Source organism: Gordonia caeni (assembly GCF_039537105.1).
Classification (GTDB): Bacteria; Actinomycetota; Actinomycetes; order Mycobacteriales; family Mycobacteriaceae; genus Gordonia; species Gordonia caeni.
The window spans coordinates 154,378-180,368 of sequence record NZ_BAAAZW010000007.1; the positions used below are offsets into that span (position 1 = coordinate 154,378).

Annotated in this window: 26 protein-coding genes; 21 read left to right on the forward strand and 5 right to left on the reverse strand. The window is 70.2% G+C overall.

Annotated elements, in window-relative coordinates; genetic code table 11:
- The first annotated feature begins 1 nt into the window (after position 1).
- From ABD732_RS13065 to ABD732_RS13095, 7 genes are all read left to right on the forward strand, one after another.
- Entirely contained in the window at positions 2-1,309 is a 1,308-nt protein-coding gene (locus tag ABD732_RS13065) for an MlaD family protein (protein ID WP_344784377.1), read from the forward strand.
- The gene (locus ABD732_RS13070) at positions 1,306-2,343 is read left to right on the forward strand and encodes an MCE family protein (protein ID WP_344784379.1); all 1,038 of its coding nucleotides are present in this window, start codon (positions 1,306-1,308) and stop codon (positions 2,341-2,343) included. Before ABD732_RS13065 ends, ABD732_RS13070 begins: the two co-directional genes overlap by 4 nt.
- Positions 2,343-3,335: an MCE family protein gene (locus ABD732_RS13075; protein ID WP_344784381.1), complete on the forward strand. Its 993-nt coding sequence runs from the start codon at positions 2,343-2,345 to the stop codon at positions 3,333-3,335. The genes ABD732_RS13070 and ABD732_RS13075 overlap by 1 nt, the downstream gene beginning before the upstream one ends.
- A complete protein-coding gene (locus ABD732_RS13080) occupies positions 3,329-4,435 on the forward strand; it encodes an MCE family protein (RefSeq protein ID WP_344784383.1) in 1,107 nt (368 codons plus the stop codon). The genes ABD732_RS13075 and ABD732_RS13080 overlap by 7 nt, the downstream gene beginning before the upstream one ends.
- Positions 4,432-5,532 (forward strand): MlaD family protein, encoded by a 1,101-nt coding sequence (locus ABD732_RS13085; RefSeq protein ID WP_344784385.1) that lies wholly within the window; start codon positions 4,432-4,434, stop codon positions 5,530-5,532. Before ABD732_RS13080 ends, ABD732_RS13085 begins: the two co-directional genes overlap by 4 nt.
- Positions 5,532-6,689 (forward strand): MlaD family protein, encoded by a 1,158-nt coding sequence (locus tag ABD732_RS13090; protein WP_344784575.1) that lies wholly within the window; start codon positions 5,532-5,534, stop codon positions 6,687-6,689. The genes ABD732_RS13085 and ABD732_RS13090 overlap by 1 nt, the downstream gene beginning before the upstream one ends.
- An 87-nt stretch (positions 6,690-6,776) precedes the next feature.
- Positions 6,777-7,565 (forward strand): hypothetical protein, encoded by a 789-nt coding sequence (locus ABD732_RS13095; RefSeq protein ID WP_344784387.1) that lies wholly within the window; start codon positions 6,777-6,779, stop codon positions 7,563-7,565.
- On the opposite strand, the gene treY is transcribed toward ABD732_RS13095, so the two are convergent.
- Together treY and ABD732_RS13105 are read right to left on the reverse strand one after the other, a co-directional pair.
- Entirely contained in the window at positions 7,499-9,931 is a 2,433-nt protein-coding gene (gene treY / locus ABD732_RS13100) for a malto-oligosyltrehalose synthase (protein WP_344784389.1), read from the reverse strand. The genes ABD732_RS13095 and treY overlap by 67 nt on opposite strands.
- A gap of 9 nt (positions 9,932-9,940) precedes the next feature.
- A complete protein-coding gene (locus tag ABD732_RS13105; RefSeq protein ID WP_344784391.1) occupies positions 9,941-10,528 on the reverse strand; it encodes a TetR/AcrR family transcriptional regulator in 588 nt (195 codons plus the stop codon).
- Between the two features lie 103 nt (positions 10,529-10,631).
- Here ABD732_RS13105 and ABD732_RS13110 point away from each other — a divergent pair, with 103 nt between their 5' ends.
- From ABD732_RS13110 to ABD732_RS13135, 6 genes are read left to right on the forward strand one after another with little or no spacing between them, the layout of a single operon-like run.
- Entirely contained in the window at positions 10,632-11,936 is a 1,305-nt protein-coding gene (locus ABD732_RS13110) for an adenosylmethionine--8-amino-7-oxononanoate transaminase (protein WP_344784393.1), read from the forward strand.
- Complete coding sequence (locus tag ABD732_RS13115; RefSeq protein WP_344784395.1) at positions 11,933-13,114, forward strand: 8-amino-7-oxononanoate synthase; 1,182 nt, start codon at positions 11,933-11,935, stop codon at positions 13,112-13,114. Before ABD732_RS13110 ends, ABD732_RS13115 begins: the two co-directional genes overlap by 4 nt.
- Positions 13,111-13,809 carry a dethiobiotin synthase gene (bioD, locus tag ABD732_RS13120; RefSeq protein WP_344784397.1) on the forward strand — a complete coding sequence of 233 codons (699 nt, stop codon included), beginning with the start codon at positions 13,111-13,113 and terminating at the stop codon, positions 13,807-13,809. The genes ABD732_RS13115 and bioD overlap by 4 nt, the downstream gene beginning before the upstream one ends.
- A gap of 13 nt (positions 13,810-13,822) precedes the next feature.
- Positions 13,823-14,863: a biotin synthase BioB gene (gene bioB, locus ABD732_RS13125; protein WP_344784399.1), complete on the forward strand. Its 1,041-nt coding sequence runs from the start codon at positions 13,823-13,825 to the stop codon at positions 14,861-14,863.
- 50 nt (positions 14,864-14,913) lie between these two features.
- A complete protein-coding gene (gene bsaP, locus ABD732_RS13130; protein WP_344784401.1) occupies positions 14,914-15,150 on the forward strand; it encodes a biotin synthase auxiliary protein BsaP in 237 nt (78 codons plus the stop codon).
- A complete protein-coding gene (locus tag ABD732_RS13135) occupies positions 15,147-15,815 on the forward strand; it encodes a DUF2567 domain-containing protein (RefSeq protein ID WP_344784403.1) in 669 nt (222 codons plus the stop codon). Before bsaP ends, ABD732_RS13135 begins: the two co-directional genes overlap by 4 nt.
- Here the strand turns inward: ABD732_RS13135 and ABD732_RS13140 are convergent.
- Positions 15,778-16,479, reverse strand: coding sequence for an NUDIX hydrolase (locus ABD732_RS13140; protein WP_344784405.1), 702 nt, complete (start codon positions 16,477-16,479; stop codon positions 15,778-15,780). The two genes, ABD732_RS13135 and ABD732_RS13140, sit on opposite strands and share 38 nt — an antisense overlap.
- A gap of 275 nt (positions 16,480-16,754) precedes the next feature.
- On the opposite strand from ABD732_RS13140, the gene nadA reads away from it, so the two are divergent.
- From nadA to ABD732_RS13155, 3 genes are read left to right on the forward strand one after another with little or no spacing between them, the layout of a single operon-like run.
- Complete coding sequence (gene nadA / locus ABD732_RS13145; RefSeq protein WP_344784577.1) at positions 16,755-17,765, forward strand: quinolinate synthase NadA; 1,011 nt, start codon at positions 16,755-16,757, stop codon at positions 17,763-17,765.
- 4 nt (positions 17,766-17,769) lie between these two features.
- Positions 17,770-18,663, forward strand: a complete 894-nt coding sequence (nadC, locus tag ABD732_RS13150) for a carboxylating nicotinate-nucleotide diphosphorylase (RefSeq protein ID WP_344784579.1) — start codon at positions 17,770-17,772, stop codon at positions 18,661-18,663.
- 55 nt (positions 18,664-18,718) lie between these two features.
- Positions 18,719-19,153 carry a GNAT family N-acetyltransferase gene (locus ABD732_RS13155; RefSeq protein WP_344784407.1) on the forward strand — a complete coding sequence of 145 codons (435 nt, stop codon included), beginning with the start codon at positions 18,719-18,721 and terminating at the stop codon, positions 19,151-19,153.
- A 33-nt stretch (positions 19,154-19,186) separates the two neighbouring features.
- Here ABD732_RS13155 and adhP read toward each other — a convergent pair whose 3' ends face one another.
- Both adhP and ABD732_RS13165 read right to left on the reverse strand, forming a co-directional pair.
- Positions 19,187-20,221, reverse strand: coding sequence for an alcohol dehydrogenase AdhP (adhP, locus tag ABD732_RS13160; protein ID WP_344784409.1), 1,035 nt, complete (start codon positions 20,219-20,221; stop codon positions 19,187-19,189).
- A 111-nt stretch (positions 20,222-20,332) separates the two neighbouring features.
- A complete protein-coding gene (locus tag ABD732_RS13165) occupies positions 20,333-21,775 on the reverse strand; it encodes a plasmid pRiA4b ORF-3 family protein (protein ID WP_344784411.1) in 1,443 nt (480 codons plus the stop codon).
- A 166-nt stretch (positions 21,776-21,941) separates the two neighbouring features.
- Between ABD732_RS13165 and hisD the strand changes: the two genes are divergently transcribed.
- From hisD to ABD732_RS13190, 5 genes are read left to right on the forward strand one after another with little or no spacing between them, the layout of a single operon-like run.
- A complete protein-coding gene (gene hisD, locus ABD732_RS13170; protein ID WP_344784413.1) occupies positions 21,942-23,264 on the forward strand; it encodes a histidinol dehydrogenase in 1,323 nt (440 codons plus the stop codon).
- Positions 23,261-24,427 carry a histidinol-phosphate transaminase gene (locus tag ABD732_RS13175; protein ID WP_344784415.1) on the forward strand — a complete coding sequence of 389 codons (1,167 nt, stop codon included), beginning with the start codon at positions 23,261-23,263 and terminating at the stop codon, positions 24,425-24,427. Before hisD ends, ABD732_RS13175 begins: the two co-directional genes overlap by 4 nt.
- On the forward strand, positions 24,424-25,056 hold the full coding sequence (hisB, locus tag ABD732_RS13180; protein WP_344784417.1) for an imidazoleglycerol-phosphate dehydratase HisB: 633 nt from the start codon (positions 24,424-24,426) through the stop codon (positions 25,054-25,056). The genes ABD732_RS13175 and hisB overlap by 4 nt, the downstream gene beginning before the upstream one ends.
- A complete protein-coding gene (hisH, locus tag ABD732_RS13185) occupies positions 25,053-25,712 on the forward strand; it encodes an imidazole glycerol phosphate synthase subunit HisH (protein WP_344784419.1) in 660 nt (219 codons plus the stop codon). Before hisB ends, hisH begins: the two co-directional genes overlap by 4 nt.
- Positions 25,709-25,978: a hypothetical protein gene (locus ABD732_RS13190; RefSeq protein WP_344784421.1), complete on the forward strand. Its 270-nt coding sequence runs from the start codon at positions 25,709-25,711 to the stop codon at positions 25,976-25,978. Before hisH ends, ABD732_RS13190 begins: the two co-directional genes overlap by 4 nt.
- Positions 25,979-25,991 lie beyond the last annotated feature (13 nt).

Consider the following 25,991-nt stretch of genomic DNA (forward strand, 5'->3'; position numbering starts at 1 on the left):
CATGGTTCGTGTGGATACCGGAGGCCGCGACCCGTCGGTGGGCCAGTACTTCTGGCGGGGCATCGCGTTCCTGGCCGTGGCCATCGTCGTGTTCGCGCTGCTGGTGATGCGCTACCAGGGCACGTTCGACAGCTACACCAAGGTGGTCGCCCAGATGACCGACGTCGGCGACGGGCTGATCCCGGGGGCCGATGTCCGTTACAACGGCCTGATCGTCGGATCGGTCGCCAGCGTCGAGGCGGCGGGCAACGCCGAAGCGGGCCCGCTGAAGAACGTCAACATCGAACTGACCCCGAAGCAGGCCGACGGGATACCCGCCAACACCACGGCACGCACCGTGCCGTCCAACCTGTTCGGCGTGAACTCGGTGGAACTGATCCAGCCGGCCGATCCGGTGGCCGGACATCTGGAGTCCGGGGCCACGATCCCGGCGGACACCAGCGCCGACACGATCCGTCTGCAGGACGCCCAGAACGACCTGCGGGACCTCCTGCAGGCGGTGCCTGCCGAGGACCTCGGCATGGTGCTCGGCACCATCGCCGACGCGCTGAACGGCGGCGGCGAGACCTTCAAGACCTTCCTGCCGGTGCTCGACACCTACTTCAAGGAACTCAACGCTCAGTTCCCGGCGGGTGCGCCGTCGGGTTTCGCGAACTACAACGCGGCGGTCAAGGGCATCTCCGAGTCGACGCCGGAACTGATGAAGACCTTGGGGCGCAGCGTGATTCCGGCGATGACCATCGCCGAGAACCAGCGCAACCTGACCGCTCTGCTGTCCTCGGGGCAGGGGTTGCTGGATCAGACCCAGACGCTGTTCTCCAAGAACGGCGCCGGCGGCATCGAGATCGTGGGCGACATGAACACGATGGTGGGCGCCGCGATGTACGAACCGGAAGCCATGCCGCAGGCGATTCAGGAGCTGTACGTCCTGGCCGGCCGGGTGCTCGGAGTGTTCACCGGCTACAACGGCAAGGTCCAACTGAACCTGGGCATCAGCTTCAGCCCGTTCGAGCGCTACGGTCGCCAGAACTGCCCGGTCTACGACGGCGGACCGTACGGTCAGCTCCGCGGACCCGGCTGCGTCGGCCCCGGCACCGGTACCGGACCCACCATGTCCGGTCCGCTGAAGATCTACCCGGACGAGGGCCTGCAGCGCCGTGAGGTCTCCAAGCGGGTCACCACCCGCCAGGACGCCAAGACGCTGAGCGAGGCACTGGGCCGGAAGCCCACCGCCGCCGAGTCGTTGATGCTCGGTCCGCTGGTGTCCGGTGTGACGCCGTTGCCGGAGCCCCAGGGAGGAGAGCAGTGAGTCAGCCCATCGCCACCATTCGCAAGCCACTGATCGGCTTCCTCGCCTTCGCGGTGGTCGCACTATTCATGACGTACCTGATCTGGTCGACGCTCGAGCGCACCCTCGACGGTTCCACCGGCGATTACTCGACGAGCTTCAACGACGCCTCCGGTCTGGCGGTGGGCGACGACGTCCGCATGGCGGGCGTGCGCGTCGGGCGCGTGGAGTCGATCAAACTGGAGGACGGCCGGGCCCGCGTCGGCTTCGACGTCCTCACGTCCCAGCACATCTACGACAACACCCAGGCCGCGATCCGCTACCAGAACCTCATCGGCCAGCGGTATCTGGCGCTGACGCTGGACGGCGACACCCCGGGCAAGGCGCTCGACAAGGGCAGCTCGCTCAAACGCGACGGCATCGACTCCTTCGACGTCACGAAGCTCCTCGGCGGTTTCCAGCCGGTCTTCGAGACTCTCACGCCCGAGCAGGTCAACGACCTGACGATGAGCCTGATCAACACCTTCCAGGAAGGCGATCAGATCTCCCTGACCAACACCATCACGCAGATCGGTCAGGTCGCCGAGGACATGGCCAACCGCGACGAGGTGCTCGGCGCGATCATCAACAACCTGTCGGTCGTCATGCGCGAACTGGCTTCCCAGGGTGATCAGGTGAAGGTGCTGCTGGACAACACCTCCCAGCTGGTCGAGGGACTCAACAGCAACTCGGCGGCGTTCGGCGAGTCGGTACAGCTGATCGGCCGCACCGCGTCGGGCTTCGGCACGGTGCTCCAGAAGAGCCAGGATTCGCTGAAGTCCGCGGGCACCCAGGCACGCAGCGCGACCGATCGGCTGATCGGGATCGGCGGCACCCTGGACCGCGGCGCCGAGGTGCTGCCCGAGTTCCTGGTGCACTTCCCGATGGTGATGAGCCAGGGCGCGTACCTGAACATCTACGCGTGTGAGCTCGACATCTCGATCGGCAATGTCTTCCTGCCGCCCGGCCTGCTGCGCATGATCGGCGGCACCCAACATTCGGTGGTGTGTCAGTGATGAAGAAGCGATTGCGTTCCTCGTGGGGTGAGCGTCGCCTGCTCTGGTACGGGCTCATCGGCTGCGTCGTGATCGCCGCGCTGGTGGTGGCGGTGGTCGGCTTCAGCGAGCTGGGCATCGGCAAGTCCCAGTACACCGCGAACTTCTCCAACGCCGGCGGGGTGCGCCCCGGTGACAAGGTGCGCGTGGCCGGAATCGACAAGGGCGAGGTCACCGGCACCGAACTGGAAGGTGACCACGTCAAGGTCACCATGCGGGTCGACAACGACGTGAAGGTCACCGACCAGGGCAGCGCCGTCATCAAGCTGTCCACGCTGCTCGGGCAGCGCTTCATCGACGTAAGCCTGGGCGACGGCGACCAGCCCGCCCCCGACGGTCACATCGCCGACACCGACGTGCCCTACGATCTGCAGAAGACCCTCGAGGCGGGCGTGCCGATCCTCGCCGACATCGAGGACGAGCAGCTCGCCGACAGCCTCAAGGGCCTCAACAAGCAGCTCTCCGGAGTGCCGGAGATCGCCGAGCCGACGCTGGACGCGCTCACCCGGATGTCCGGGGTAGTCAACAACCGCACCGACCAGATCAATCAGCTGATCAAGGACACCCGGGCGGTCACCGAGCAGGTCGACGACAGCCAGCAGGAACTGTCCATCATCGTCGGCCAGGGCGCGCAGCTGGCGGGCAAGATCACCGCCCGCGAGGCGCTGGTGACCCGGCTGCTCGACGGCCTGGCGAATCTGATGAATCAGGCCGAAGTGCTGGCCCAGCAGAACCAGGGCCAGTTAGCGCCGCTGATGGCCGACCTGAACACGATCAGTCAGGGGCTGGAGAAGAACCGCGACAACCTGCGGAACATGCTCGACATCCTCCCGGTGACCGCGCGCTCCATCTCCAACCTGACCGGCGACGGGCCGTACGCGAACGGATATCTGCCGTGGGGGATCTTCCCGGACAACTGGCTCTGCAAGGCACGGGTGGTGGACGGATGCTGACGACCAGCCGCTGGCGCCGCACACTGGCCGCGACCGCGCTCACCGCCGTGACCGCGGTCGGCCTCAGTGCCTGCTCTCTCGTCCCGACGGGCCTGAAGACGGTGACGGGCGCGTCCGAGACGTACACCGCCTACTTCGACAGCGTTGCGGGACTGTACGAGGGCAACGACGTGGCCGTCCTCGGCATGCCGGTGGGCCGGGTCACCTCCCTTGAACCCCAGGGCACCCGGGTGAAGGTGGAACTGGCCGTCGACAGTGACATCGACATCCCCAAGGACGCCACCGCGGCGATCGTGAACACCTCGATCGTCACCACCCGGCACATCGAGCTGACCCCGGTGTACACCGGGGGCGACAAGCTCGCCGCCGGCGGCACGTTGGCTCACACCGCATCCCCGGTGGAGATCGGTACCCTTTTCGACACCATCGACAGCCTGGTCGACAACCTCAAGGGCGAGGAGGGCGGCGAGCGGCCGATCGCCGACCTCGTCGACATCGCCTCCGGTGTCGCCGACGGTAACGGGGAGCGGCTGCGCGACGCGCTCGCCGCGCTGGAGAAGGCGGGCAGCCTGACGTCGTCCAACGCCGATGGGATCGGCGAGATCATCAAGAGCATCAGCGAACTCAGCAGCACGCTGACCGCCAACTACCCGAAGATGCTGGCCTTCTCCGATTCGGTGACGCAAGTGTCGGAGATGCTGGGCGATCAGAGCCCGGGCCTGCAGGCCACCCTGACCAACGTCAACCGGACGTTGGAGAACACCGCGGAGTTCATGCAAGGCAACTCCGGAAACATCTCGTCGTCCATGACGGGGCTGGCGTCGCTGGCGTCGAACCTGTCGGACTACTCGCGGCAACTGGTGGACACCATCGACATGGGGCCGCTGCTGTTCCAGAACCTGGCGAACTCGATCTCGGCCGAGCAGGGGGCCTGGCGAGCACAGGTGCTGCTGGACAAGTCGCTGATCGACACAGAGATGCTCACCCGCTTCTGCGAGGCGGTCAACCTGCGCAAGAACGGCTGCCGCACCGGTCAGCTGAACCAGTTCGGGCCGGATCTCGGCGTCTACTCGACCCTGCTGGAGTTGAGCAAACGATGAACCGCACCAAGAAGGCCGTCATGGGAGCCGTGTCGCTCCTGACCGCGCTGAGCCTCACAGCCTGCGGCGCGCTGCCGGGCATCACCGTCGAGCAGATCCCGCTGCCCTCGCCGGGAGGGCTGGGCGACACGATCGAGCTGAAGGCCGTGTTCGACAACGCCCTGAACCTGCCCGGGCAGGCCAAGGTGCGCCTCGGCGGCACCGACGTGGGCGTGGTCTCCGACATCGAGGCCAAGGACTATCGCGCCGTGGTGACGATGGACGTCTCCGAATCGACCCGCGTCCCGGTCGGCACCGGCGCCGAGCTGCGTCAGGCGACGCCGCTCGGCGACGTCTTCGTGGCCCTGCAGCCGCCCGCGGACACCACCGCCGGATTCATGCGCGCAGGCGACACCCTGACCGGTGAGACCTCGGCGGCGGCGACGGTCGAGGACCTGCTGGTCAACATGACCGCCCAGGTCGACTCCGGGTCGGTCAGTTCGCTGCAGCAGATCTTCACCGAGCTGTCCACGGCGCTGTCAGGCGAGGACAAGTACGTGGAGCTCCAGGGCGCCATCAACGGCTTCACCACCGCCATCGACAAGTTCAATCGGAATGCGGCGCAGGTGGATACGGCGATGGCCAACACCGCGGTGCTGACCGGTCAGCTGGCGGCCGGGCGGAACGAGATCGCGGCCTCGATCAACAAGCTGCCGCCGGCGATCAACACGATCAACTCGGAGCTGGGCCTGATCCTGGACACGCTGGGCAAGTCGAATCAGGTGACCAAGGCGACCAGCGACTTCCTGAACAAGCGTCAGGACGATCTGATCGAGCTGTTCACGCACCTCAACACCGCGACGGCCGCGCTGAACAAGACCGCGCCGAAGCTGGGACCACTGATGCAGCGGCTCTTCGAGCTGAACCCGAAGTGGCAGAACTCCACGCCGGGCAGCGCCGCGACGGTGGCGACCAAGCTGTACTGGCTCACCCCGGGCGTCGGCTTCGACTCGGCGTCCCGCTGGCCCGAGCTCCAGGACCTCGAGGGCGGCATCGAGAGTCTGCAGCAGACGCTGTCCATCGTGCTGGCACGCCTTACCGGAAACGGGGCGACGTGATGATGACCTTCCTGCGCAAGCATTCGGTGCTGCTCGGCAACATCGCCCTGGTGCTGGTGATGCTGGTCGCCTTGGCGTACCTGGCCTTCGTCTCGCTGAACTGGCGTCCCTGGCAGGGCCGCTACGACGTGACCGTGAAGTTCCCGATCTCCGGCGGCCTGCAGGAGACTTCCAAGGTCACTCTGCGCGGCGTGGAGATCGGCGACGTGGAATCGATTCAGGTGACCCCGCGCACCGTCGACGTCACGGTGTCGCTGGACAAGGAGTACAAGATCAACCGCGACGCCGAGTTCTCGGCGCTCGGACTGTCCGCGGCCGGTGAGCAGTACGTCGACATCGTCCCGGCCACCGACGAGGGGCCCTACCTGAGCGCCGGCGCTGTGATCGAACCGGGACAGACCTCGGTCACCGCCCCCTTCTCGACGGTGCTGGAGTCGAGCCTGGAGCTGATCTCGCAGATCGACACCGGCAAGCTGAGCGGTGCCCTGCAGGAACTGACCATCGCGCTCAACGACGATCAGCCCAACCAGCTCAAGTCGATCTTCCAGTCCGGTGGCGTGATCTTCGCCGAGCTGTACAAGGTGATGCCGCAGACCACCAAGCTGATCCAGAACGTCGGCACCATCCTGAAGACGACCGCCGACATCCAGCCCGATCTCGGGTCGCTGGTCGACGGGGGAGCGGAGCTGATCAACGCGGCCGTCGCCTCCGACCGGGAACTGCGGACGCTGATGGGCACCGGCCCGGGCCGGATCACCAGCATGACCGGGTCCCTGGACACCATCACGGACCCGATCACCGACGTCCTCGGCCAGTTCATCGACGTCGCGCAGCAGGGTGCGCTGCGCGCCCCGACCCTGGCCGTGCTGCTCCCGTCGATCCGGGACGGCTCGGTGCAGTCGCAGAAGATGTTCCACCACGGGGCCTGGTGGGCGATGGCCTCCCTCTACCCGAAGCCGTACTGCGACTATCAGGTGACGCCGACCCGACCCACCCAGATCATGGAAGCGTCGGTGCCGACCAACCTGTACTGCGTGACCAACGACCAGAATCAGCAGCGCCGCGGCTCGGTCAACGCCCCGCGGCCCGAGGGAGACGACACCGCGAACCCGCCCCCGGGTTACGATCCGAACACCCGCACGGTGCCGCTCAACTAGCCTCGAGCGCATGACCTCGGCGACGCGGCCCGGAAGGCAGCGCCCCGCGCGGCCGCCCGCCGATCAAGACACGACGATGAAGGACGTATGAGCTCTGACTCCACTGGACCGGACGACCCCACCGAGACGGCCACCGACAAGGTGAGCTCCGCCACGCCGGACTCCGCCGCCCCGAGCGGCGTGGCCGCCAAGGCCGCCAAACGGGCGTCCGCTGACGACGGGGCGAGCACGACCGGGGCGAGCAAGACCGGGTCCGGCGGACGCGAATTCACCATCACGTCCCGCGGGCTGCTGCGCGCGGCCGCGGCGCTGCTGGTGATCGCGGGCCTGGTCGCCATCGGCCTGCTGGCCTGGCAGGTGATCGCGAAGTCGCGCACCCTCGCCGCCTTCGACGAGTCGAAAGCGGCGTCGTCGTCGTTCGTGACCACCTACTTCGACTCGATGATGGCCGAGAACGCCACTCCGGAGGCGATTCAGGCGACGATCGTACCGCTGACCACCGGTGAAGCCCGCGAACGGGTGAAGACCGACGCCGAGACCACCGTCAAGATGGTCCAGGAGGCCAAGTTCGCGAACATGAAGGTGGACGTCACGGCGGTGACCGTGGAGTCCTTCACCGCGACCACGGCCACCACGGTGGTCGGCGCCACCCTGTCGGGCACCAGCGCCGCCGAGCCGGCCGGAGGACAGCAGATCGTGCTGCTGCAGCTCGACCTGGTCAAGGAAGACGGCACATGGCTGGTGGGACAGATGATCCCGCAGCAGGGCACCACCGTGTCCGGTGGTCAGGGTGAGTCGCCCATGGTTCCTCAGGGCGGCGCGCCCGCACCGGCCGCACCTGAGCCCGCAGCACCCGAGGGCGCTCCCGCGGGCTGATCCGCCGCGGCACGGTCGGCGCTGTCGCCGGAATCGCCGGCGGCGCGTTCGAGGATCGCGACCGGACGGTCGCCGAGCAGCAGATCGGTGCGGACCTGGCCGCTCCACTCCTCGCCGGTGCGTACATCGCACCATCGGCCGCCGGGCAGGTCGACCGCTGCTTCCTCGCGGTCGGCCCCGGGCCGGAAGGTCTGCGTCATCCGCGCGGCGACCACCACCACCGTGGGGGCGGCGCCGCGCAGGCCACGCGCGAAGGCCAGAAGATGCCGCGCCCGCGCGCCGCGGCAGGAGACCTCCCAGTAGGTTCCCGCGGTGCCGAAGGCCCCCGGATGGCGGCGGCGGACGGCGAGCGCCTCGGCGATCAGTCGCGCCTTGGGGTGGTCCAGGCTGCGGTCGTAGTCGACGAGGCGGCGGTTGTCCGGGTCGGTGAGCGAGTCGTCCCACCATTGGGTGCCCTGGTAGATGTCGGGCACACCGGGGCCGAGCAGGGCGACCGCCTTGCGGGCGAGGGATTCCGCGCGGCCGGCGTCGCTGATGAGTGCGACGAACTCGGTGATGAGCTCCGCCGGCCGCCCGGCGAGCAGGCTGCTCAGCCAGTCCTGCGTCTCCTGCTCGGCATCCAGGTTGCGCTCGGCCCACGACGTGACCAGTGCCGCTTCGCGCATCGCCTTGGCGGTGTAGGCGGCCAGCCGCGCGTGCAATTCCAGGCCCGGCGGGCCGTCCTCCGGCCACACACCGATCACGTTCTGCAGCAGCAGATACGCGGTGCGCTCATGCGGGGGCGGACACTCTCGCCAGATCCGGCGGACCAGGATGTTCCAGCGCTGAGGGACCTGCGCGATGATCGCGATCCGGGCGCGGACGTCGCCGCTGCGTTTGGTGTCGTGCGTCGACGTGGCGGTCAGGGCGAGCGGCCAGGTGCGCGCACGGCAGCGATTGCGCTCATGGAAGTCCGGTCGGCCGATCGACGGATGGCGAGGGTTGCAGCCGATCTCCTGGGTGGACACCAGGCGGGCGGTGCGGTGGAAGCCGATGTCCTCGATCGCCTTGGCGGCCACCACGGCTGCGAGCTCGCTGACCCGGAAGACGGCCTCGGGGTAGTCGTCCGGGTGGGAGAAGACGGTGGCGAGCGAATCGAAACCCGCACTGGCGCTGGGTAGTTCGCCGCGTGCGGCTTCGATGGTGGCGAGGGTGCCCGGAAGCAGGTGCGGATAGTCCGGACGGCTCACCGTCAGGGCGATGACGAAACCGGCCACCGCCTGCTCCACCTGGTACAGCGGCACCGAGGGGGCTGCGGCGGCGACCGCCGAGCCGGCCCAGCGCAGTCGGGTGGCGAAGCGGCCGCGCATGGTGTCCTCGCGCAGTTGCCGGGCAAGTGCCGCGAGCTGGTCGCCGTCGCCGTGCATGCCGGTCACCCAGCGGTAGATCTCGTCGAGCTCGATGATCCCCGGTGGGGCGGTGAAGGCCGCTTCGATCAGCTGCAACTGGTCGTAGCCGGTGGTGCCGTTCACCGGCAGGGTGTCGTCGAGCCGCTCGCCGACCGCCAGTCCCTTCTCGACGTAGATCAGCCGCCGCGGACCGACGAGCTCGCGCAGCGTGTCGAGGTAGCCCGCCGGATCCCGCAGGCCGTCGAGATGGTCCACGCGCACACCGTCGAGCAGGTCCTCGGCGACCATGTAGCGCAGCCAGCCGTGGGTGGCCTCGAAGACTTCCGGGATCTCGGGGCGCAGCGCGGCCAGTTCGCTGATGTCCATGAAGCGCCGGTAACTCAGAATGCTGTTGCGCGAGGGCACCAGCCGGTAGTGCTGGCGTTCCAGGACGGCGATCGGGTCGTCGCCCGGGGCGGCCGAACCCGGTGCGGTGGGCAGCACCCATTCGTGCAGGCGCAGATTGCCGTCGGGATCCAGACGGAGTTCGGTCAGGGCGTCGGCGTCGCCGAGGTAGGGCAGCACGATCACGTCGGCGACCCCCTCGACGGTCACCGGGTGCAGGTCGAAGTAGCCGGTGTACTGCGACCCGAGGCCGTTCCGCAGCACGTCGGTCCACCAGGTGTTGTGGAGTGGGACGCCGATGCCGACGTGGTTGGGGACGATGTCGACGATGATCCCGATGCCGACGGCGCGAGCGTGCTCGCGCAGAAGCCGGTAGCCGTCGAGGCCGCCCAGTTCCGCGGCGATGCGCGCCGGCGGCGCCCAGTCGTAGCCGTGCTCGGAGCCGGGCATCGCACCCAGGATCGGTGACAGATACAGGTGCGAGATGCCCAGGTCGACCAGTTGATCGAGGATGCCGACGACCTCGGCGAAGGCGAACTCGGGCGTCAGCTGCACCCGGTAGGTCGCGATCGGCTCGATCGGGATGGCGGTCATCGCCGAATGTTACCGCTCACCGGCCGGGGTGATCGCGGCTCCGGACGCGGTCCGCGCGGTGCGGGCACCGTCCAGGATCACCTCGAGCGCCTCGGTGAACTCTGCGGTGTAGTCGCGTCCGGAGGGGCCGGTGACGCCGAGCCGCTCCATCTGGGCGCGGGTCTGCTCTTCGATGGTCAGGCCGATGATCAGCTGGCAGAGTGCGGTGGCGATGCCGCGGGCGGCGGTGCCCGGCAGTCCGCCGGCCGACGCGAGAGCAGCGAACCGCTCGGTGACGTCGCCGGTGGCCAGGCCCGAGGCGCGGGCCGAGGACACCACCTCGGCGCTGTCGGGGACGGCCAGCAGTGCGCCGCGCATGTCCACCGCCATGGCGGCGAGGGCCGCGTCCCAGGCGAGGTCGTCGCGCACGGCGACACCAGCCAGCAGGTCGTCGGCCAGTGCCGCGAGCATCGTCTGCTTGTCGGCGAAGTGCCAGTAGAGCGCATTGGGCCGCACGCCCACTTCGGTCGCCAGTCGCCGCATCGTCAGGTCGGCGAGGCTGTGCTCGGCCAGGATGCCGCGGGCGGCGTGCAGGATGTCCTCTCGCGTATTGGCCACGCCGACACCCTAGCCCGCGCCGCTCCTGTACGCCGTACAGGCGCTCCTGTACGGTGTTCAGGAAACCCGCTGCCGGCCCGCAGCGCCGGAAGGAGGAGTGCCCGTGGATCCCGCCGAGATCGCCCGCATCGACGCCGAACACGTCTGGCACCCGTACGGCGGCTTTCCCGCCTCCACCGTGCCGCGGGTGGTCACCTCCTGCGCCGGCGTCCGGCTGACACTGGGCGACGGCACCGAGGTGATCGACGGCATGAGTTCCTGGTGGGCCGCCGTGCACGGTTACGCGCACCCGGTCCTCGACGCCGCGGTGCGGCGCCAGCTCTCGTCGATGGCCCACGTGATGTTCGGCGGACTGACCCACGAGCCGGCCGCGGCGCTGGCGGCCAAGCTGGTCGAGCTCACCCCGCAACCGCTGACCAAGGTCTTCTTCGCCGACTCCGGCTCGGTCTCGGTGGAGGTCGCGGTCAAGATGGCGATCCAGTATCAGCGCAGTCTCGGTCGCCCGGACAAGCGCCGCCTGCTGACCTGGCGCGGCGGCTACCACGGCGACACCTTCGCTCCGATGAGCGTCTGCGACCCCGACGGCGGCATGCACGCGATGTGGCGCGGGGTGCTCGCCGAGCAGGTGTTCGTCGAGGCCCCGCCGCGCGACTTCGACCCCGAATACGTGGCGCTGCTGGACCGTGCCCTGAGCCGGCACGCCGATGAACTGGCCGCGGTGATCGTCGAACCGGTGGTTCAGGGCGCCGGCGGCATGCGCTTTCACGACCCGCGGCTGATTCGGGAGCTGCGCCGGCTCTGCGACGCGCACGACGTCCTGCTGATCTGCGACGAGATCGCCACCGGTTTCGGCCGCACCGGCGAGCTGTTCGCGGTGGACCACGCCGGCGTCAGCCCCGACATCCTGTGTCTGGGAAAGGCGCTCACCGGCGGCTACCTGACGCTGGCCGCCACCCTCACCACCGACACGATCGCCCACGTGATCAGCGCCGGCGAGGCCGGTGGGCTCGCGCACGGCCCCACCTTCATGGCCAATCCGCTCGCCTGCGCCGTCGCCGCCGCCTCGCTGAGCCTGCTCGACGACGGCGCCTGGCGCGCACAAGTCGAGATGATCGGGGAGCGCCTGACGGCCGGGCTCGGCGCACTGGACGGCACGCCGGGGGTGGCCGAGGTCCGGACGCTCGGCGCGATCGGGGTGATCGAACTCGACCGCGACGTGGACATGGTCGCCGCCACCGATGCCGCACTGGCCCAGGGCGTGTGGCTGCGGCCGTTCCGGAACCTGATCTACGCGATGCCGCCGTACATCTGCACCTCCGGCGAGGTCGACCGCATCGCCGCGGCCATGGTGTCCGCGGCCCGGGCAGGCCTGGCCGCGACCGTATCGCGCGAGGCGGTGAGCGCATGAGTCTCGATTCCGCCCATCTGCGTGCAGGTTCCCAGTCCGCGGCCGCCGACCCGCTGGCCTGGCTGGCCGACGAGGCCGCCGCCATCGCCGCCGCGGGACTCCACCGGAGTCCGCCGGCCCGCCGTCGTGACACCGCGGAGGTCAATCTCGCCTCCAACGACTACCTCGGACTCGCCACCCATCCCGCCGTGATCGCCGCCGCCCAGCGTGCGGTCGCCGAGTGGGGGGCCGGCTCCACCTCGTCGCGGCTGGTGGTCGGCACCACGCAGGCGCACATCGACTTCGAAGACGACATCGCCGACTTCCTGGGAACCCCGGCGGCACTGGCCTTCTCGTCCGGCTATCTCGCGAACATCGGTGCCGTCACCGCCCTCGCGGGGCGCGGCGACCTGATCGTCAGTGACACCGGCACCCACGCCTCGCTGATCGACGGCTGCCGACTGTCCCGCGCCCGCGTGGTGGTGGTGGAGCGCGGCGACGTCGCCGCCGTGCGCCGGGAACTCGCCGCACGCAGCGAGACCAGGGCCCTGGTGGTCACCGACTCGATCTACAGCATCGACGGCGAATGCGCCCCGATCGCCGAGCTCTACAGCGCCGCAAGTGATCTCGGGGCCACCCTGCTGGTCGACGAGGCGCACGCCCTCGGGGTGAGAGGTCCGGGCGGGCGCGGTGTGGTCGCCGAGTGCGGCCTGTCCGGGCGGCCCGGACTAGTGGTGACGACGGTCGCCTCCAAGTCGCTCGGCGCGCAGGGCGGCATCGTCGCCGGACCGGCGCTGCTGCGCGACCACCTCATCGACCGGGCCCGCACCTTCATCTTCGACACCGGACTCGCCCCGGCAGCGGTGGGCGCCGCGCACGCCGCGCTCGGAGTTCTGCGCGCCGATCCGGCGCTGCCGCAGCGCCTCCGGCGATCGGTCGCCTCCTTCGCCGGCGCCGTCGGCGCCGCCGAACCGCAGTCGGCCGTGGTCTCGCTGATCGTCGGCGACCCCGTCGACGCCGTCGCGGCGGCGGCCCAGTGCCGCGATCGCGGCGTCCTGGTCGGCTGCTTCCGGCCGCCGTCGGTCCCGGCGGGTACGTCGCGGCTGCGGGTGACGGTCCGCGCCGACCTCGATGACCGCACGCTCGCCACCGTGGCCGGCGTGGTGGACGAGGCGCTGACCCGGGTGGGGGTGCGATGACCGTACTCGTCGTCACCGGCACCTCGACGGATGTCGGCAAGACCGTGGCAGTGGCCGCCCTGGCGGCCGCCGCCCGCGCCGCCGGCCTGCGGGTCGCGGTGTGCAAGCCCGCCCAGACCGGAGTCGGCCCCGACGAGCCCGGCGACCTCGCCGCGGTGATCGCCCTGGCCGGCGAGCTGCCCACCGCCGAGGTCGTGAGGTACGCCGAGCCGCTCGCACCGGAGACCGCCGCGCGCCGCGCGGGCGAGCCGTACGTGGAGCTGGACACGATCGTCGCGGCGGTCGACGGCCTGCGCCGCGAAGCCGACCTGGTGCTGGTCGAAGGCGCCGGCGGCGTGCTGGTCCGGCTGGCGCCGGAGCTGACCGTCATCGACGTCGCCGCCGCGCTCGACGCCCCCGTCGTCGTGGTCACCGATCCGGGCCTGGGCACCCTCAACCACACCGAACTGACCGTCGCCGCCCTGCGGTCCGCCGGCTGCGCGGTGGCGGGGCTGATCCTGGGTTCCTGGCCCGCAGCCCCCGAACTGGCGATGACCTGCAATGCCGACGACCTGCCCCGGCTCACCGGGGTACCTGTCCTGGCCGCCGTCCCCGCCGGGGCCGGACGGCTGCGCCCCGCCGACTTCGCGGCGCAGGCACCGACCTGGCTGACCGGCCCGCCGCTCTGGCCCGAGCCGGCGCCGCACGCATCATGAGAAGGAGAATTGCGTGACCACATCCACCGAATCCCCCGTCACCGGACAGAATCCGGCGGCCGGCGACATCCTCGCGGTCGCCCGCGAACAAGTCCTCGAACGCGGTGAACCGCTGGGCTACGAGCAGCTGCTCGAGGTGCTGCGCCTGCCCGAGGACCGCCTGACCGAACTCCTGCAGCTGGCCCACGACGTCCGGCTGCGCTGGTGCGGGCCCGAGGTCGAGGTGGAGGGGATCATCTCGCTGAAGACCGGTGGCTGCCCCGAGGACTGCCACTTCTGCAGCCAGTCCGGCCTCTTCGCCTCCCCGGTGCGCAGCGCCTGGATCGACATCCCGTCGCTGGTCGAGGCCGCCAAGCAGACCGCGAAGAGCGGTGCCACCGAGTTCTGCATCGTCGCGGCCGTCCGCGGCCCGGACCAGCGCCTGATGACCCAGGTGGCCGCCGGTATCGAGGCCATCCGCAACGAGGTGGACATCCAGATCGCCTGCAGCCTCGGCATGCTCACCCAGGAGCAGGTGGACCAGCTGCGCGACATGGGCGTGCACCGCTACAACCACAACCTGGAGACCGCGCGGAGTCACTTCCCGAACGTGGTCACCACCCACACCTACGACGAGCGCTGGAGCACCCTGCGCATGGTGCGCGAAGCCGGAATGGAGGTCTGCTGCGGCGGCATCCTGGGCATGGGGGAGACCGTCGAGCAGCGTGCCGAGTTCGCCGCCGAACTGGCGACCCTGAACCCCGACGAGGTACCGCTGAACTTCCTCAACCCGCGTCCCGGCACCCCCTTCGGCGACCTCGACGTGCTCCCGGCCTCCGAGGCGCTCACCGCTGTCGCCGCGTTCCGTCTCGCGCTCCCGCGCACCATCCTGCGGTTCGCCGGCGGCCGGGAGATCACCCTCGGCGATCTCGGTGCCAAGCAGGGCATTCTGGGCGGCATCAACGCGGTCATCGTCGGCAACTACCTGACCACCCTGGGCCGGCCCGCCGAGGACGATCTGGACCTCCTGGACGACCTCAGCATGCCGATCAAGGTCCTCAACGACACCCTGTAGCGTCGGTGACGTCGTACCCGATCGAGGTGCGTGCCGAAAAAGGAGAACCGATGACGACGGTGCGGGGACCGCTGGAGCCGCCGCTCCGCTACGGGGTGTACACCGGCATCGAGCTGGAGCTGCAGGCGCCCGACGCGGTGCCCGCGGCGGCGCGACTCGGTCTGGAACCGCCGCGCTACTGCGGGCAGTGCGGGCGCCGCATGGTGGTCCAGGTGCGCCCGGACGGCTGGGCGGCGCGATGCTCGCGGCACGGGACCCTCGACTCGGTGGAACTGGGCCGGCGATGACCGCCGCGCCCGCCGACACCGTGGCGCGCAGCGGGCGGCGCGCCCGGTGGACGCCGTTGATCTCGGTCCTGGTGCTGTTGCTCCTCGGTGTGCTTTCCGGGGTGCTGTGGGCCTACCTCACGCCCACCGCCGAAGTGACCGTCACCGATCGCGGGATGGCCATACCTCCCGAGGAGTCCGCCCACCTGTTCGGCGGACCGGCCACCTTCGCCCTGACGGCGCTGGTCCTCGGCCTGGTGTGCGGCCTCACCGTCTGGTTCGCGGCCCCGGGGGTCCGCGGGCCGATCGGAGTGGGCTACGGGGTGCTGGTCGCGCTGGTGGCTTCCGGGATCGGCCTCGAGGTGGGCGAGGCCGTCGCCGGCCGGCTGTATCCCGGCGTCGATCCGCAGCAGGCGGGCACCTACCGCGTCGTCGAGAGCCTGTGGCTGTCGGACACCGGGTGGCGTTCGATCGAGATGCCGTGGCTGTTGCTGATCTGCGCCCCGGGAACAGCGGCGCTGGCCTTTCTGATCTGCGCCGCCGGCGCCGGTGATCGCGCCTGGACGCGCGGCCGGCCCGAAACGGTGGAGCCGGCCGATGGCTTCGAGCAGGCCGGGGACGTCGAGCAGCCCGGGGACGTCGAGCAGGTCACGGGGGCGGACGGAGCGTGGCGAACTCGTCGGTGACCACCAGCTCATCGTCGGCGAACGTGTACAGCGCCGGGGGCCGCCCGCCGGTGCGGCCGGTCCGTCCGAGGGTTCCGGTGGCGACCACCACCCCGCGGCGGGAGAGCACGCGCAACAGGTTGGTCGCATCGACGTGGTGGCCCAGGGCCGCGCCGTAGATCTCGGACAGCTCCGACATGGCGAATCGGCTCGGGGCGAGGGCGAAGGCCAGATTGGTGTACGACAGCTTCGCCGCCAGCCGGCCGCGGGCCAGTTCGATCACCTCGGCGTGGTCGTAGGCGAGGGGCGGAAGACCGTCGACGTCGAACCAGCTCGCCGCGGCGGGGGAGTCGATGTCCATCGTCTCCGGTTCGGCCGGCACGTCCCGCGGAACCAGACCCAGGTAGGTCGACGCGATGGTCCGGGTCCCGGGGATCCGCTCGGGGGCGGAGAACACCGACAACTGCTCCAGGTGGGCCACCCGGGTGAGGCCGCACTGCGTACCCAGGTGACGGCGCGCCGCTGCCGCCAGGGTCTCGCGGTCGCCGATGTCGCCGCCGGGCAGCGCCCACGGCTCGGCGGCACCGCTCCGCTGCAGCAGCACGTGCAGAGTGGCGCGGCCGTCGACCGGCTCGCGGACCTGAAAGACCGCGCTGAGCACCTCGACGGGTGTGGACGTCGCCATGGCCATGAGTCTAGGTCGCCGGGAGTCTGGGTCGCCGGGCCGCCGCACAGGACTGGGGCGAACCCGGCCCCGGTCGGCCCTCTATAGTGCGAACGGCGGTCCGGCGCCCGCGCGGGAATGGTCCCGCGACGGCCGGTGTTACGATGACAGGGTAGTTTTCGACCGCCGGTCGAAAACCCTTCCGGGGGCCAGCCCGCCTCCGGTGTCGCTGCGATGGGAGTGCAGTCGCCATGACCACAGGAACCGTGATCACCCGGACCGAGACCGATCTCGGCATGCCCGATCCGCGCACGGGCATCCCGGCTGCCTACGGCGGCGTGGAGCCCACGCAGGAGTGGGCCGACGAGATCAAGCGCCTGGCCGAGGCCCGCAACGCCGTCATCCTGGCGCACAACTACCAGCTGCCGCCCATCCAGGACATCGCCGATCACGTCGGCGACTCGCTGGCCCTGTCGCGCATCGCCGCGGAGGTGGAGGCCGACGAGATCATCTTCTGCGGCGTGCACTTCATGGCCGAGACCGCCAAGATCCTGAGCCCGGACAAGCGCGTGTTGATCCCGGACGAGCGGGCGGGCTGTTCGCTCGCCGACTCCATCACCGCCGACGACCTGCGGGCCTGGAAGGCCGAGTTCCCCGACGCGATGGTGGTCTCGTACGTGAACACCACGGCCGAGGTGAAGGGGCTGACCGACATCTGCTGCACCTCGTCGAACGCGGTCGACGTGGTCGCCTCGATCGACCCGGACACCGAGGTGCTGTTCCTGCCGGACCAGTTCCTGGGCGCGCACGTGAAGCGCGAGACGGGCCGCGACAACATCCAGATCTGGGCCGGCGAATGCCACGTGCACGCCGGCATCAACGGCGACGAGCTGACCGCCCAGTCCGACAGTCACCCGGACGCCGACCTGTTCATCCACCCCGAGTGCGGTTGCGCCACGTCGGCGCTGTATCTGGCCGGTGAGGGTGCGGTGCCCGAGGACCGGGTCAAGATCCTCTCCACCGGCGGCATGATCGACGCGGCGCGCGAGACCAAGGCGTCGCAGGTGCTGGTCGCGACTGAGGTGGGCATGCTGCACCAGCTGCGCAAGGCCGCTCCCGACGTCGACTTCCAGCCGGTGAACTCCCGGGCGGCCTGCCCCTACATGAAGATGATCACCCCGGCCGCACTGCTGCGCTGCCTCACCGAGGGGCGCGACGAGGTGCACGTGGCCCCGGACGTGGCCGAGCGGGCGCGGCTCAGCGTGCAGCGGATGATCGCGATCGGCAATCCCGGCGGCGGTGAGTGATTCGGTGAGCGGCCCGTTCGTCGGACAGTCCGCGGCGGCGGAATCGCTCGACTTCGTCGTCACCGAGGAACTCCTGGCGCTCATCTCCACCGCGCTCGACGAGGACCTGCGCTACGGCCCGGACGTCACCACGCTGGCGACCGTTCCGGCCGACGCGGTGGCCGACGCCCGGATCGTCAGCCGTGCTGCCGGCGTGCTCGCCGGGATGCCGGTGGTGCGGGCCGTGTTCGACCTGGTGATCGGCTCCGGCAACTACACGGTGAGCGAGGAGTCGGCCGACGGCTCGGCCGTGCAGCCGGGCCAGACGGTACTCGCGCTGCGCGCCCCGGCGACGTCCCTGCTGACCGCCGAGCGCACCGCGCTCAACTTGCTGTGCCATCTGTCCGGCATCGCCACCACCACCGCGGAATGGGTCGCGGCGGTCGACGGCACCGGCGCGCAGATCCGGGACTCGCGCAAGACGCTGCCCGGGATGCGTTTTCTGCAGAAGTACGCAGTCCGGGCCGGCGGCGGCGTGAACCACAGGATGGGCCTGGGCGATGCCGCGCTGATCAAGGACAACCACGTGGTCGCCGCCGGCGGGGTCGCCGCCGCCCTCGAAGCGGTCCGCGCGGTGGCGCCGGACCTTCCGGTCGAGGTGGAGGTCGATTCGCTCAATCAGCTCGACGAGGTGCTCGCGCTCAAGCCACAGCTGGTGCTGCTCGACAACTTCGAGCCGTGGGCCACCCAGATGGCCGTCCAGCGCCGCGACAAGCACTCGCCGGACACCAAGCTCGAATCCTCCGGCGGCCTCACCCTCGACGTGGCGCTGGACTACGCCCGCACCGGCGTCGACTATCTGGCCGTGGGCGCACTGACCCACTCGGTCACCGTCCTCGACCTCGGCCTGGACTGGTAGTTCGCCCGGGTCGCTGTCTCTGCGAGCAGCGTGCATCCGACTAACATCGGCGATCGTGCACAAGTCGACCACCGCTGTACTCGACCCGGTCACCCTCTACCGGATCCTCGCGTTGCGCGTCGACGTCTTCGTGGTCGAACAGCAGTGCCCGTATCCCGAACTCGACGGCCGGGACCTGGATCGCGAGACCGTGCATTTCTGGATCTCCGACGACGACGGCGACGTGCTCGCCACTCTGCGATTGCTTCGTGACGATCTGCCCGGCGGTGACTGGGAGTACCGCATCGGCCGGGTGTGCACGGCCGAAGCCGCGCGTGGCAGAGGCCTGACCGCGCAACTCATGCGCGCCGCGCTCGACGAGATCGGGACGCGGGCCAGTGTGCTGGACGCGCAATCCCATCTGGTCGATATGTACGAACGCTTCGGTTACCGGGTCAGCGGCCCCGAGTTCTTGGAAGACGGGATCGCGCACACGCCGATGCGACGATGACGTGCCGCCGGGCTGCTGGGGACGAGTGATCCGTCAGCGGTAGTCGATCACCACGCGGCCGTCGATCTCGCCGGCCTCCATGCGAGCGAAGACGTCGTTGATCTCGTCCAGGTTCGCGGTGCTGACGGTCGGCTTGATCAGGCCGCGCGCGAAGAAGTCCAGCGCCTCGGCCATGTCCTGCCGGGTACCGACGATGGAACCGCGGATGGTCAGGCCCTTGAGGACCACCTCGAAGATCGGGGCGGGGAAGTCGCCGGGCGGCAGGCCGACGAAGACGATGGTGCCGCCGCGGCGGGCCATGCCGATCGCCTGACCGAAGGCCTGCGGGTGCACCGCGGTCACCAGGATCCCGTGCGCACCCCCGCCGGTGGCCTCGACCACTGCGGCGGCCACGTCGTCGACCTCGGCGGCGTTGACCGCGGCCTCCGCGCCCAGCTTCAGGGCGAGTTCCAGCTTGTCCGGGGCCACGTCCACGGCCACCACGCGCATGCCCATCGCCTTGGCGTACTGGACGGCGACGTGCCCGAGTCCGCCGATTCCGGAGATCACCATCCACTGCCCGGGCCGGGTCTCGGAGACCTTGAGGCCCTTGTAGACGGTGACGCCCGCACACAGGATCGGGGCCACTTCCACCAGGTCGACGCCGTCCGGGATACGGGCCGCGAACCGGGCGTCGACCAGCATGTACGTGCCGAACGAGCCGTCGATGGAGTAGCCGCCGTTCTGCTGGCCCTCGCACAGGGTCTCCCAGCCGCTGCGGCAGTACTCGCAGACACCGCACGCCGACCACAGCCAGGCATTGCCGACCAGTTCGCCCACCTCGATGTCCGTGACGCCGGGGCCGACGGCGACGACGGTGCCGCAGCCCTCGTGTCCGGGAACGAAGGGCGGCGCCGGCTTGACCGGCCAGTCGCCGTGGGCGGCGTGCAGATCGGTGTGGCAGACGCCGGAAGTCAGGAGTTTGACCAATACCTGTCCGGGACCGGGTTCGGGCAGCTCCAGCTCCTGAACTTCGAGCGGCTCCCCGAACTGGGTGACGACGGCGGCGGTGAAAGTGGAATCGGACACGATGGTCCCCCCTTGCTGATCAGCGGTGTGAATCTGACTGTTTCAGCTTGGCCGGTCCGGTACGCCGATGCAGGCGAAAGCGGCGAAAAGACACTCCTGAGCGATGACCGGTCAGCGCCGGCGGCCGGCCTCGCCGATACGGATCGCGGCGGGGCCGTGCAACACGGCGCAGGCGAAGTCGGCGAGATGCGGATCCGGCCGGTGCGGCGGCCACCCGGTCGACCCCCGGGTCGAGCCGAGCGAGTTCACCACGCCCTGGACCGGAGCGACGATGTCGTTGATCCGCCAGGAGTCGAAGCTCGCCGACTTGTCGCCGGGAACCCAGCCGCACACGTCGAGGGCGAACGCCACCTCCCGCCAGCGCTCGTCGTCGAACGTCTCCGGCTGCTCGCGGCCGTCGGCATAGGTGATCAGCAGAGCCGTCGCGGCGAGCTGTGCGCCGGGGGAGAGCTTCTCGAGGATCCGCCCGGTCAGGGCGTCCCACAGCTCCCCGGTGCCGGTCGCGGCGCGCTTCCCGTATGCCGTCCGGACCAGCGTGCCGTGCAGCTTCCGGATCAGGCCGAGCCGTGTCGCCGCCTCTCGCAGGGTGCGGATCGGAAGCGTTCGCTCCTCCCGGTCGCCGTTTCCCGTCCGGGTGTCGTGCCAGTTCAGGACGGTCATGCCCTCGTCCACGACGGCGGGAGGGAGCCGGCCGGCCGGCGACAGTTCGAGACCGTCGGGACCGACCGCGTCGAGCAGCCAGGCGAACGGCGCGACGAGTTGCTCGCGGACCCGGTCGTCGACCCGGACCGGACGCAGGAGCCCGGTGCGCCGGACGTACTGGCGGAACTCCGATCGGATGGCGGCGGGCAGGTACGCGGCGAAGTCGGCGAGCAGGGCATCCGGCCGCAGATCGCCGGGACCGCGCAGATCGTCGGCCAGCACCAGCCCGGAGAGGTCGTACGGGTCGCGCTCGTCCGCCCGATAGGCGAACCAGCCGTCCAGCTCGGCCTGGATCGCCTCGACGTCGAACGAGTCGGCGGCGGGCGGAAACCAGGGGCCGGTGACGCGGGCCGCCCACTCGATGAGCCTCGCGTGGTCCGGGTGATCGGGATCGGCGAGTACGGCGAGCTTCTCGGTGTATCCCCGAGGCCCGCCGGAATCCTCGATGGGACCGCGGCCTCGCCCGCCGAGCAGTGTGACCGGCGGCCGGTCGCCGATCGCCGTCGCCGGGGCGGAGGCGTCGATCCGGTGGGTCCATCCGTCGCCGAAGTCGTACTCGTACCAGAGCGGTCCATCGGCCAGCGCCTCGGCGATCGTCACCGCCGACTCCGGCCGCAGTCCGTCGAGATCCCTGTCGGCCAGCTGATGTGCGTCGCCCCAGTAGCGTGTTCCCGGGCCGGGACGACCGGTGTCGCGGTACAGGTGCAGATGCTGCTCGCGCCAGCCGAAGACGATCTGGAGGGCGGCGTGCAGATCGGCCAGCGTCAGGTCGTCCTCGACCTGCAGCTCGCGGGTGATCGGCGGATCGATCTCCTCGAGCAGAACCTGCAGGGTGATCAGACGCGTGGCCACCGACCCAGCCTACGTGGGCGTGCTCGGCCGGGATCACACCGTGGCCGGCGCCCGGCGGGGCCTGCGATGCACGTCTCCTCGGCGGTGGCGGGCGTAAAGGAGTAGCGGAGACCGCATATCCTGGATGGTGAACATCTCGAAGCCAAGTCAACTGAGGATTCACTCCATGCTCGCCAGAACCGATCTGCGCGGTGCCGACGTCACGCTGAGTCAGCTGCGTCGTGCCCTGCCGCGCGGAGGCACCGACATCAACTCCGTCCTGCCGGTGGTCACGCCGGTGGTGGAGGCGATCGCCGAGCACGGCGCCCCCGCGGCCCTTGACTACACCGAGAAGTTCGACAAGGTCCGGCCGGCCTCGGTGCGTGTCCCCGCCGCGGTGATCGCGCAGGCCCGGGCCGACCTGGATCCCGGCGTCGCCGACGCACTGGAGGAGGCCATCGGCCGCGCGCGCCTGGTGCACGCCGACCAGCGCCGCCAGTCCACCGTGACCCAGGTGGTCCCCGGCGGCACCGTCGCCGAGAAGTGGATCCCGGTGCGCCGCGTCGGTCTGTATGTTCCGGGCGGCAACGCCGTCTACCCGTCGTCGGTGGTGATGAACGTGGTGCCCGCGCAGGAGGCCGGGGTCGCCTCGCTGGTGGTCGCCTCGCCCGCCCAGGCGGACTTCGGCGGCTGGCCGCATCCGACGATCCTCGCCGCGTGCGCGCTGCTGGGCGTCGACGAGGTGTGGGCCGTCGGCGGAGCCCAGGGCGTAGCCCTGCTCGCCTACGGCGGCACGGACACGACGGGGGAGAACCTGGATCCGGTGGACCTGATCACCGGGCCCGGCAACATCTACGTCACCGCCGCCAAGCGGCTGGTGCGCGGCGTGGTCGGCATCGACTCCGAAGCCGGCCCCACCGAGATCGCCGTTCTCGCCGACGAGACCGCCGATCCAGCGGTGATCGCCGCCGACCTGATCAGCCAGGCCGAGCACGACGTGCTCGCCGCCTCCGTGCTGGTGACCGACAGCGAGGCGCTGGCCGACGCGGTCGACGCCGAGGTCGCCGAACAGGCGGCCGCCACCAAGCACACCGAGCGCGTCACGACCGCGCTGGGCGGCCCGCAGTCGGGGATCGTCCTGGTGGACGACATCGACGAAGGCCTGCGCGTGGTGGACGCCTACGCCGCCGAGCACCTGGAGATCCAGACCCGTGACGCGCAGGCGGTGGCCGATCGGGTGACCAGTGCCGGTGCGATCTTCGTCGGCACCTACTCGCCGGTGAGTCTCGGCGACTACTGCGCCGGCTCCAACCACGTGCTGCCCACCTCCGGATCGGCGCGCTACGCCTCGGGTCTGTCGGTGCAGACCTTCCTGCGCGGCGTGCACGTGATCGACTACGACCGGGACGCCCTCGCCGGTGTCGCCGACAAGGTGGTGACGCTCGCCCGCGCCGAAGACCTGCCCGCCCACGGCGACGCCGTGACCGTGCGCTTCGAGGCCGGCCGGTGACCGTCCCGGGCAGCGGCGTGCGTCTGGACGATCTGCCGCTGCGCGACAGCCTGCGCGGCAAGAGCCCGTACGGGGCCCCGCAACTGCCGGTCTCGGTGGTGCTCAACACCAACGAGAACCCGCACCCGCCGAGCCCGGCGCTGGTGGACGACATCGCCGCGGCCGTGGCGGACTGCGCGGCGGCGCTGCACCGCTATCCCGACCGGGATGCGACGGCTCTGCGCACAGATCTCGCGGACTACTTGACGGCGGCGACCGGCGTGCAGCTGTCGCCGGAGAACCTCTGGGCCGCAAACGGTTCCAACGAGATCCTGCAGCAGATCCTGCAGGCCTTCGGCGGACCCGGCCGCACCGCGCTGGGGTTCACTCCGTCGTACTCGATGCACCCGATCATCTCCGACGGCACCCAGACCACGTGGCGCGAAGCCGCACGCACCGCCGGCTTCGGCCTGGACGTCGACGACGCGGTCGCCCAGATCACCGAGCTGGCGCCCGACGTCGTGTTCGTCACCTCGCCCAACAATCCGACCGGCGGATCGGTGTCCCTGGACGATCTGCGCGCCATCCTCGCCGCCGCCCCCGGCATCGTGATCGTCGACGAGGCTTACGGGGAGTTCTCCGACCGGCCGAGCGCGGTCGCGCTGATCGACGAGTACCCGGCCAAGGTGATCGTCAGCCGCACCATGAGCAAGGCCTTCGCCTTCGCCGGCGGACGCCTCGGCTATCTGGCTGCGGCGCCGGCGATGATCGACGCGCTGCTGCTGGTTCGGCTGCCGTACCACCTGTCGGTGCTCACCCAGGCCGCCGCGCGCGTGGCACTGCGGCACAGCTCGGAGACCCTGGCCGGCGTCGCCGCCATCGTCGCCGAACGCAAACGGGTGTCCGCCGCGCTCACCGCGATGGGCTACGACGTGGTCGCCTCCGACGCCAACTTCATCCTGTTCGGCGAGTTCGCCGATGCGCCCGCCGTCTGGCAGCGTTATCTCGACCACGGTGTGCTGATCCGCGATGTGGGCATCCCCGGACGCCTGCGTGCGACGATTGGTCTGCCCGCAGAGAACGACGTCTTCCTCGATGTCAGCCGCGCACTGGCCCCCGCCCCCGGGGTTGCCGGGAGGCGGGCCGGATCCGACACCGACTCCGACCGAAAGGCCACCTCATGAGCCGCATCGCCCGCGTCGAACGCACCACCCGCGAGTCGTCGATCGTGGTCGAGATCGACCTCGACGGCACCGGCGTCACCGAGATCTCCACCCGGGTGCCGTTCTTCGACCACATGCTGACCGCCTTCGGGGCGCACGGCGGCTTCGACCTGACCGTGCGCGCGGTCGGCGACATCGAGATCGAGGCCCACCACACGGTCGAGGACACCATGATCGTGCTCGGTCAGGCCGTCGCGGAGGCCCTGGGCGACAAGCGCGGCATCCGCCGCTTCGGCGACGCCTGGATCCCGATGGACGAGACCCTCGCCCAGGCGATCGTCGACGTCTCCGGCCGGCCGTACTGCGTCTTCACCGGCGAACCCGAGCACATGCTGACCTCGATCATCGGCGGCTACTCGGGAGGCGCCGACGCCGGCCCGGTCACCTCGTACGCCACGGTGATCAACCAGCACGTGTGGGAGTCGCTGGCGCTCAACGCCCGGATCGCCCTGCACGTGCGCGTGCTGTACGGCCGCGACCCGCACCACATCACCGAGGCCGAATTCAAGGCCGTGGCCCGCGCGCTGCGTGCCGCCGTCGAACCCGACCCGCGGATCACCGGCATCCCGTCGACGAAGGGTGCTCTGTGACAGGGGCGGCCACCGCGGGCCGCACGCCCGGCGTGGTGCTGCTGGACTACGGCTCGGGCAACGTCCGCTCGGCCCAGCGTGCCTTGGAGCGGGCCGGTGCCGACGTGGAGGTGACCACCGACTTCCAGACCGCGCTGGACGCGGACGGATTGCTGGTCCCCGGCGTGGGGGCGTTCGCCGCGTGCATGGAGGGGCTGCGCGCCGTGCGTGGGGACCGGATCATCGGGCGGCGCCTGGCCGGCGGTCGGCCCGTGCTGGGCATCTGCGTGGGCATGCAGGTGCTGTTCGCCGAAGGGGTGGAGTTCGGCGTGCAGTCGCAGGGCTGTGCGGAATGGCCCGGCGCGGTCACCCGGCTGGGCGCTCCGGTGCTGCCGCACATGGGCTGGAACACCGTCGACGCCCCGGCGGACTCGGCGATGTTCGCCGGGATCGACTCCGACGCCCGCTTCTACTTCGTGCACTCCTATGCCGCGCAGGAATGGGAGATGGACAGCGACGGTTCGCCGCTGACCGCGCCGAAGCTCACCTGGACCGACTACGGCGGCCCGTTCCTGGCCGCCGTGGAGAACGGACCGCTGTGGGCCACCCAGTTCCATCCGGAGAAGTCCGGTGACGTGGGTGCCCGGTTGCTCGCGAACTGGGTGGCTACGCTGTGAGTCGCGGCGAGAGTCGTGCCGCCGACGAGTTCTCGTTCGGGCGGATGGTCGCGCGCTCGCTCGGTGCGGCCGCACTGGTCCTGATCCTGGCGATCCCGGTGATCTGGTGGCTGGCGCAGACCATGGAGATGCTGGCGCTGGTGATCGCGATCGCCGCGGTGCTGGTCATGGTGGTGGTGATGGCCCTGGTGGGACGTCGCGAACTGCGCCACGTGCAGGCCGAGATCGACCATCTCAAGCACGACGAGAACCCCAGCGACGACTGACGCCGGCGCACCG

Bases quoted from the DNA above. Each gene is read 5' to 3' on its own strand.
- ABD732_RS13065 (WP_344784377.1), top strand. From the start codon at position 2: ATGGTTCGTGTGGATACCGGAGGCCGCGACCCGTCGGTGGGCCAGTAC.
- ABD732_RS13075 (WP_344784381.1), top strand. From the start codon at position 2,343: ATGAAGAAGCGATTGCGTTCCTCGTGGGGTGAGCGTCGCCTGCTCTGG.
- ABD732_RS13080 (WP_344784383.1), top strand. From the start codon at position 3,329: ATGCTGACGACCAGCCGCTGGCGCCGCACACTGGCCGCGACCGCGCTC.
- ABD732_RS13085 (WP_344784385.1), top strand. From the start codon at position 4,432: ATGAACCGCACCAAGAAGGCCGTCATGGGAGCCGTGTCGCTCCTGACC.
- ABD732_RS13090 (WP_344784575.1), top strand. From the start codon at position 5,532: ATGATGACCTTCCTGCGCAAGCATTCGGTGCTGCTCGGCAACATCGCC.
- ABD732_RS13095 (WP_344784387.1), top strand. From the start codon at position 6,777: ATGAGCTCTGACTCCACTGGACCGGACGACCCCACCGAGACGGCCACC.
- treY (WP_344784389.1), bottom strand. From the start codon at position 9,931: ATGACCGCCATCCCGATCGAGCCGATCGCGACCTACCGGGTGCAGCTG.
- ABD732_RS13115 (WP_344784395.1), top strand. From the start codon at position 11,933: ATGAGTCTCGATTCCGCCCATCTGCGTGCAGGTTCCCAGTCCGCGGCC.
- bioD (WP_344784397.1), top strand. From the start codon at position 13,111: ATGACCGTACTCGTCGTCACCGGCACCTCGACGGATGTCGGCAAGACC.
- bsaP (WP_344784401.1), top strand. From the start codon at position 14,914: ATGACGACGGTGCGGGGACCGCTGGAGCCGCCGCTCCGCTACGGGGTG.
- ABD732_RS13135 (WP_344784403.1), top strand. From the start codon at position 15,147: ATGACCGCCGCGCCCGCCGACACCGTGGCGCGCAGCGGGCGGCGCGCC.
- ABD732_RS13140 (WP_344784405.1), bottom strand. From the start codon at position 16,479: ATGGCGACGTCCACACCCGTCGAGGTGCTCAGCGCGGTCTTTCAGGTC.
- nadA (WP_344784577.1), top strand. From the start codon at position 16,755: ATGCCCGATCCGCGCACGGGCATCCCGGCTGCCTACGGCGGCGTGGAG.
- hisD (WP_344784413.1), top strand. From the start codon at position 21,942: ATGCTCGCCAGAACCGATCTGCGCGGTGCCGACGTCACGCTGAGTCAG.
- hisB (WP_344784417.1), top strand. From the start codon at position 24,424: ATGAGCCGCATCGCCCGCGTCGAACGCACCACCCGCGAGTCGTCGATC.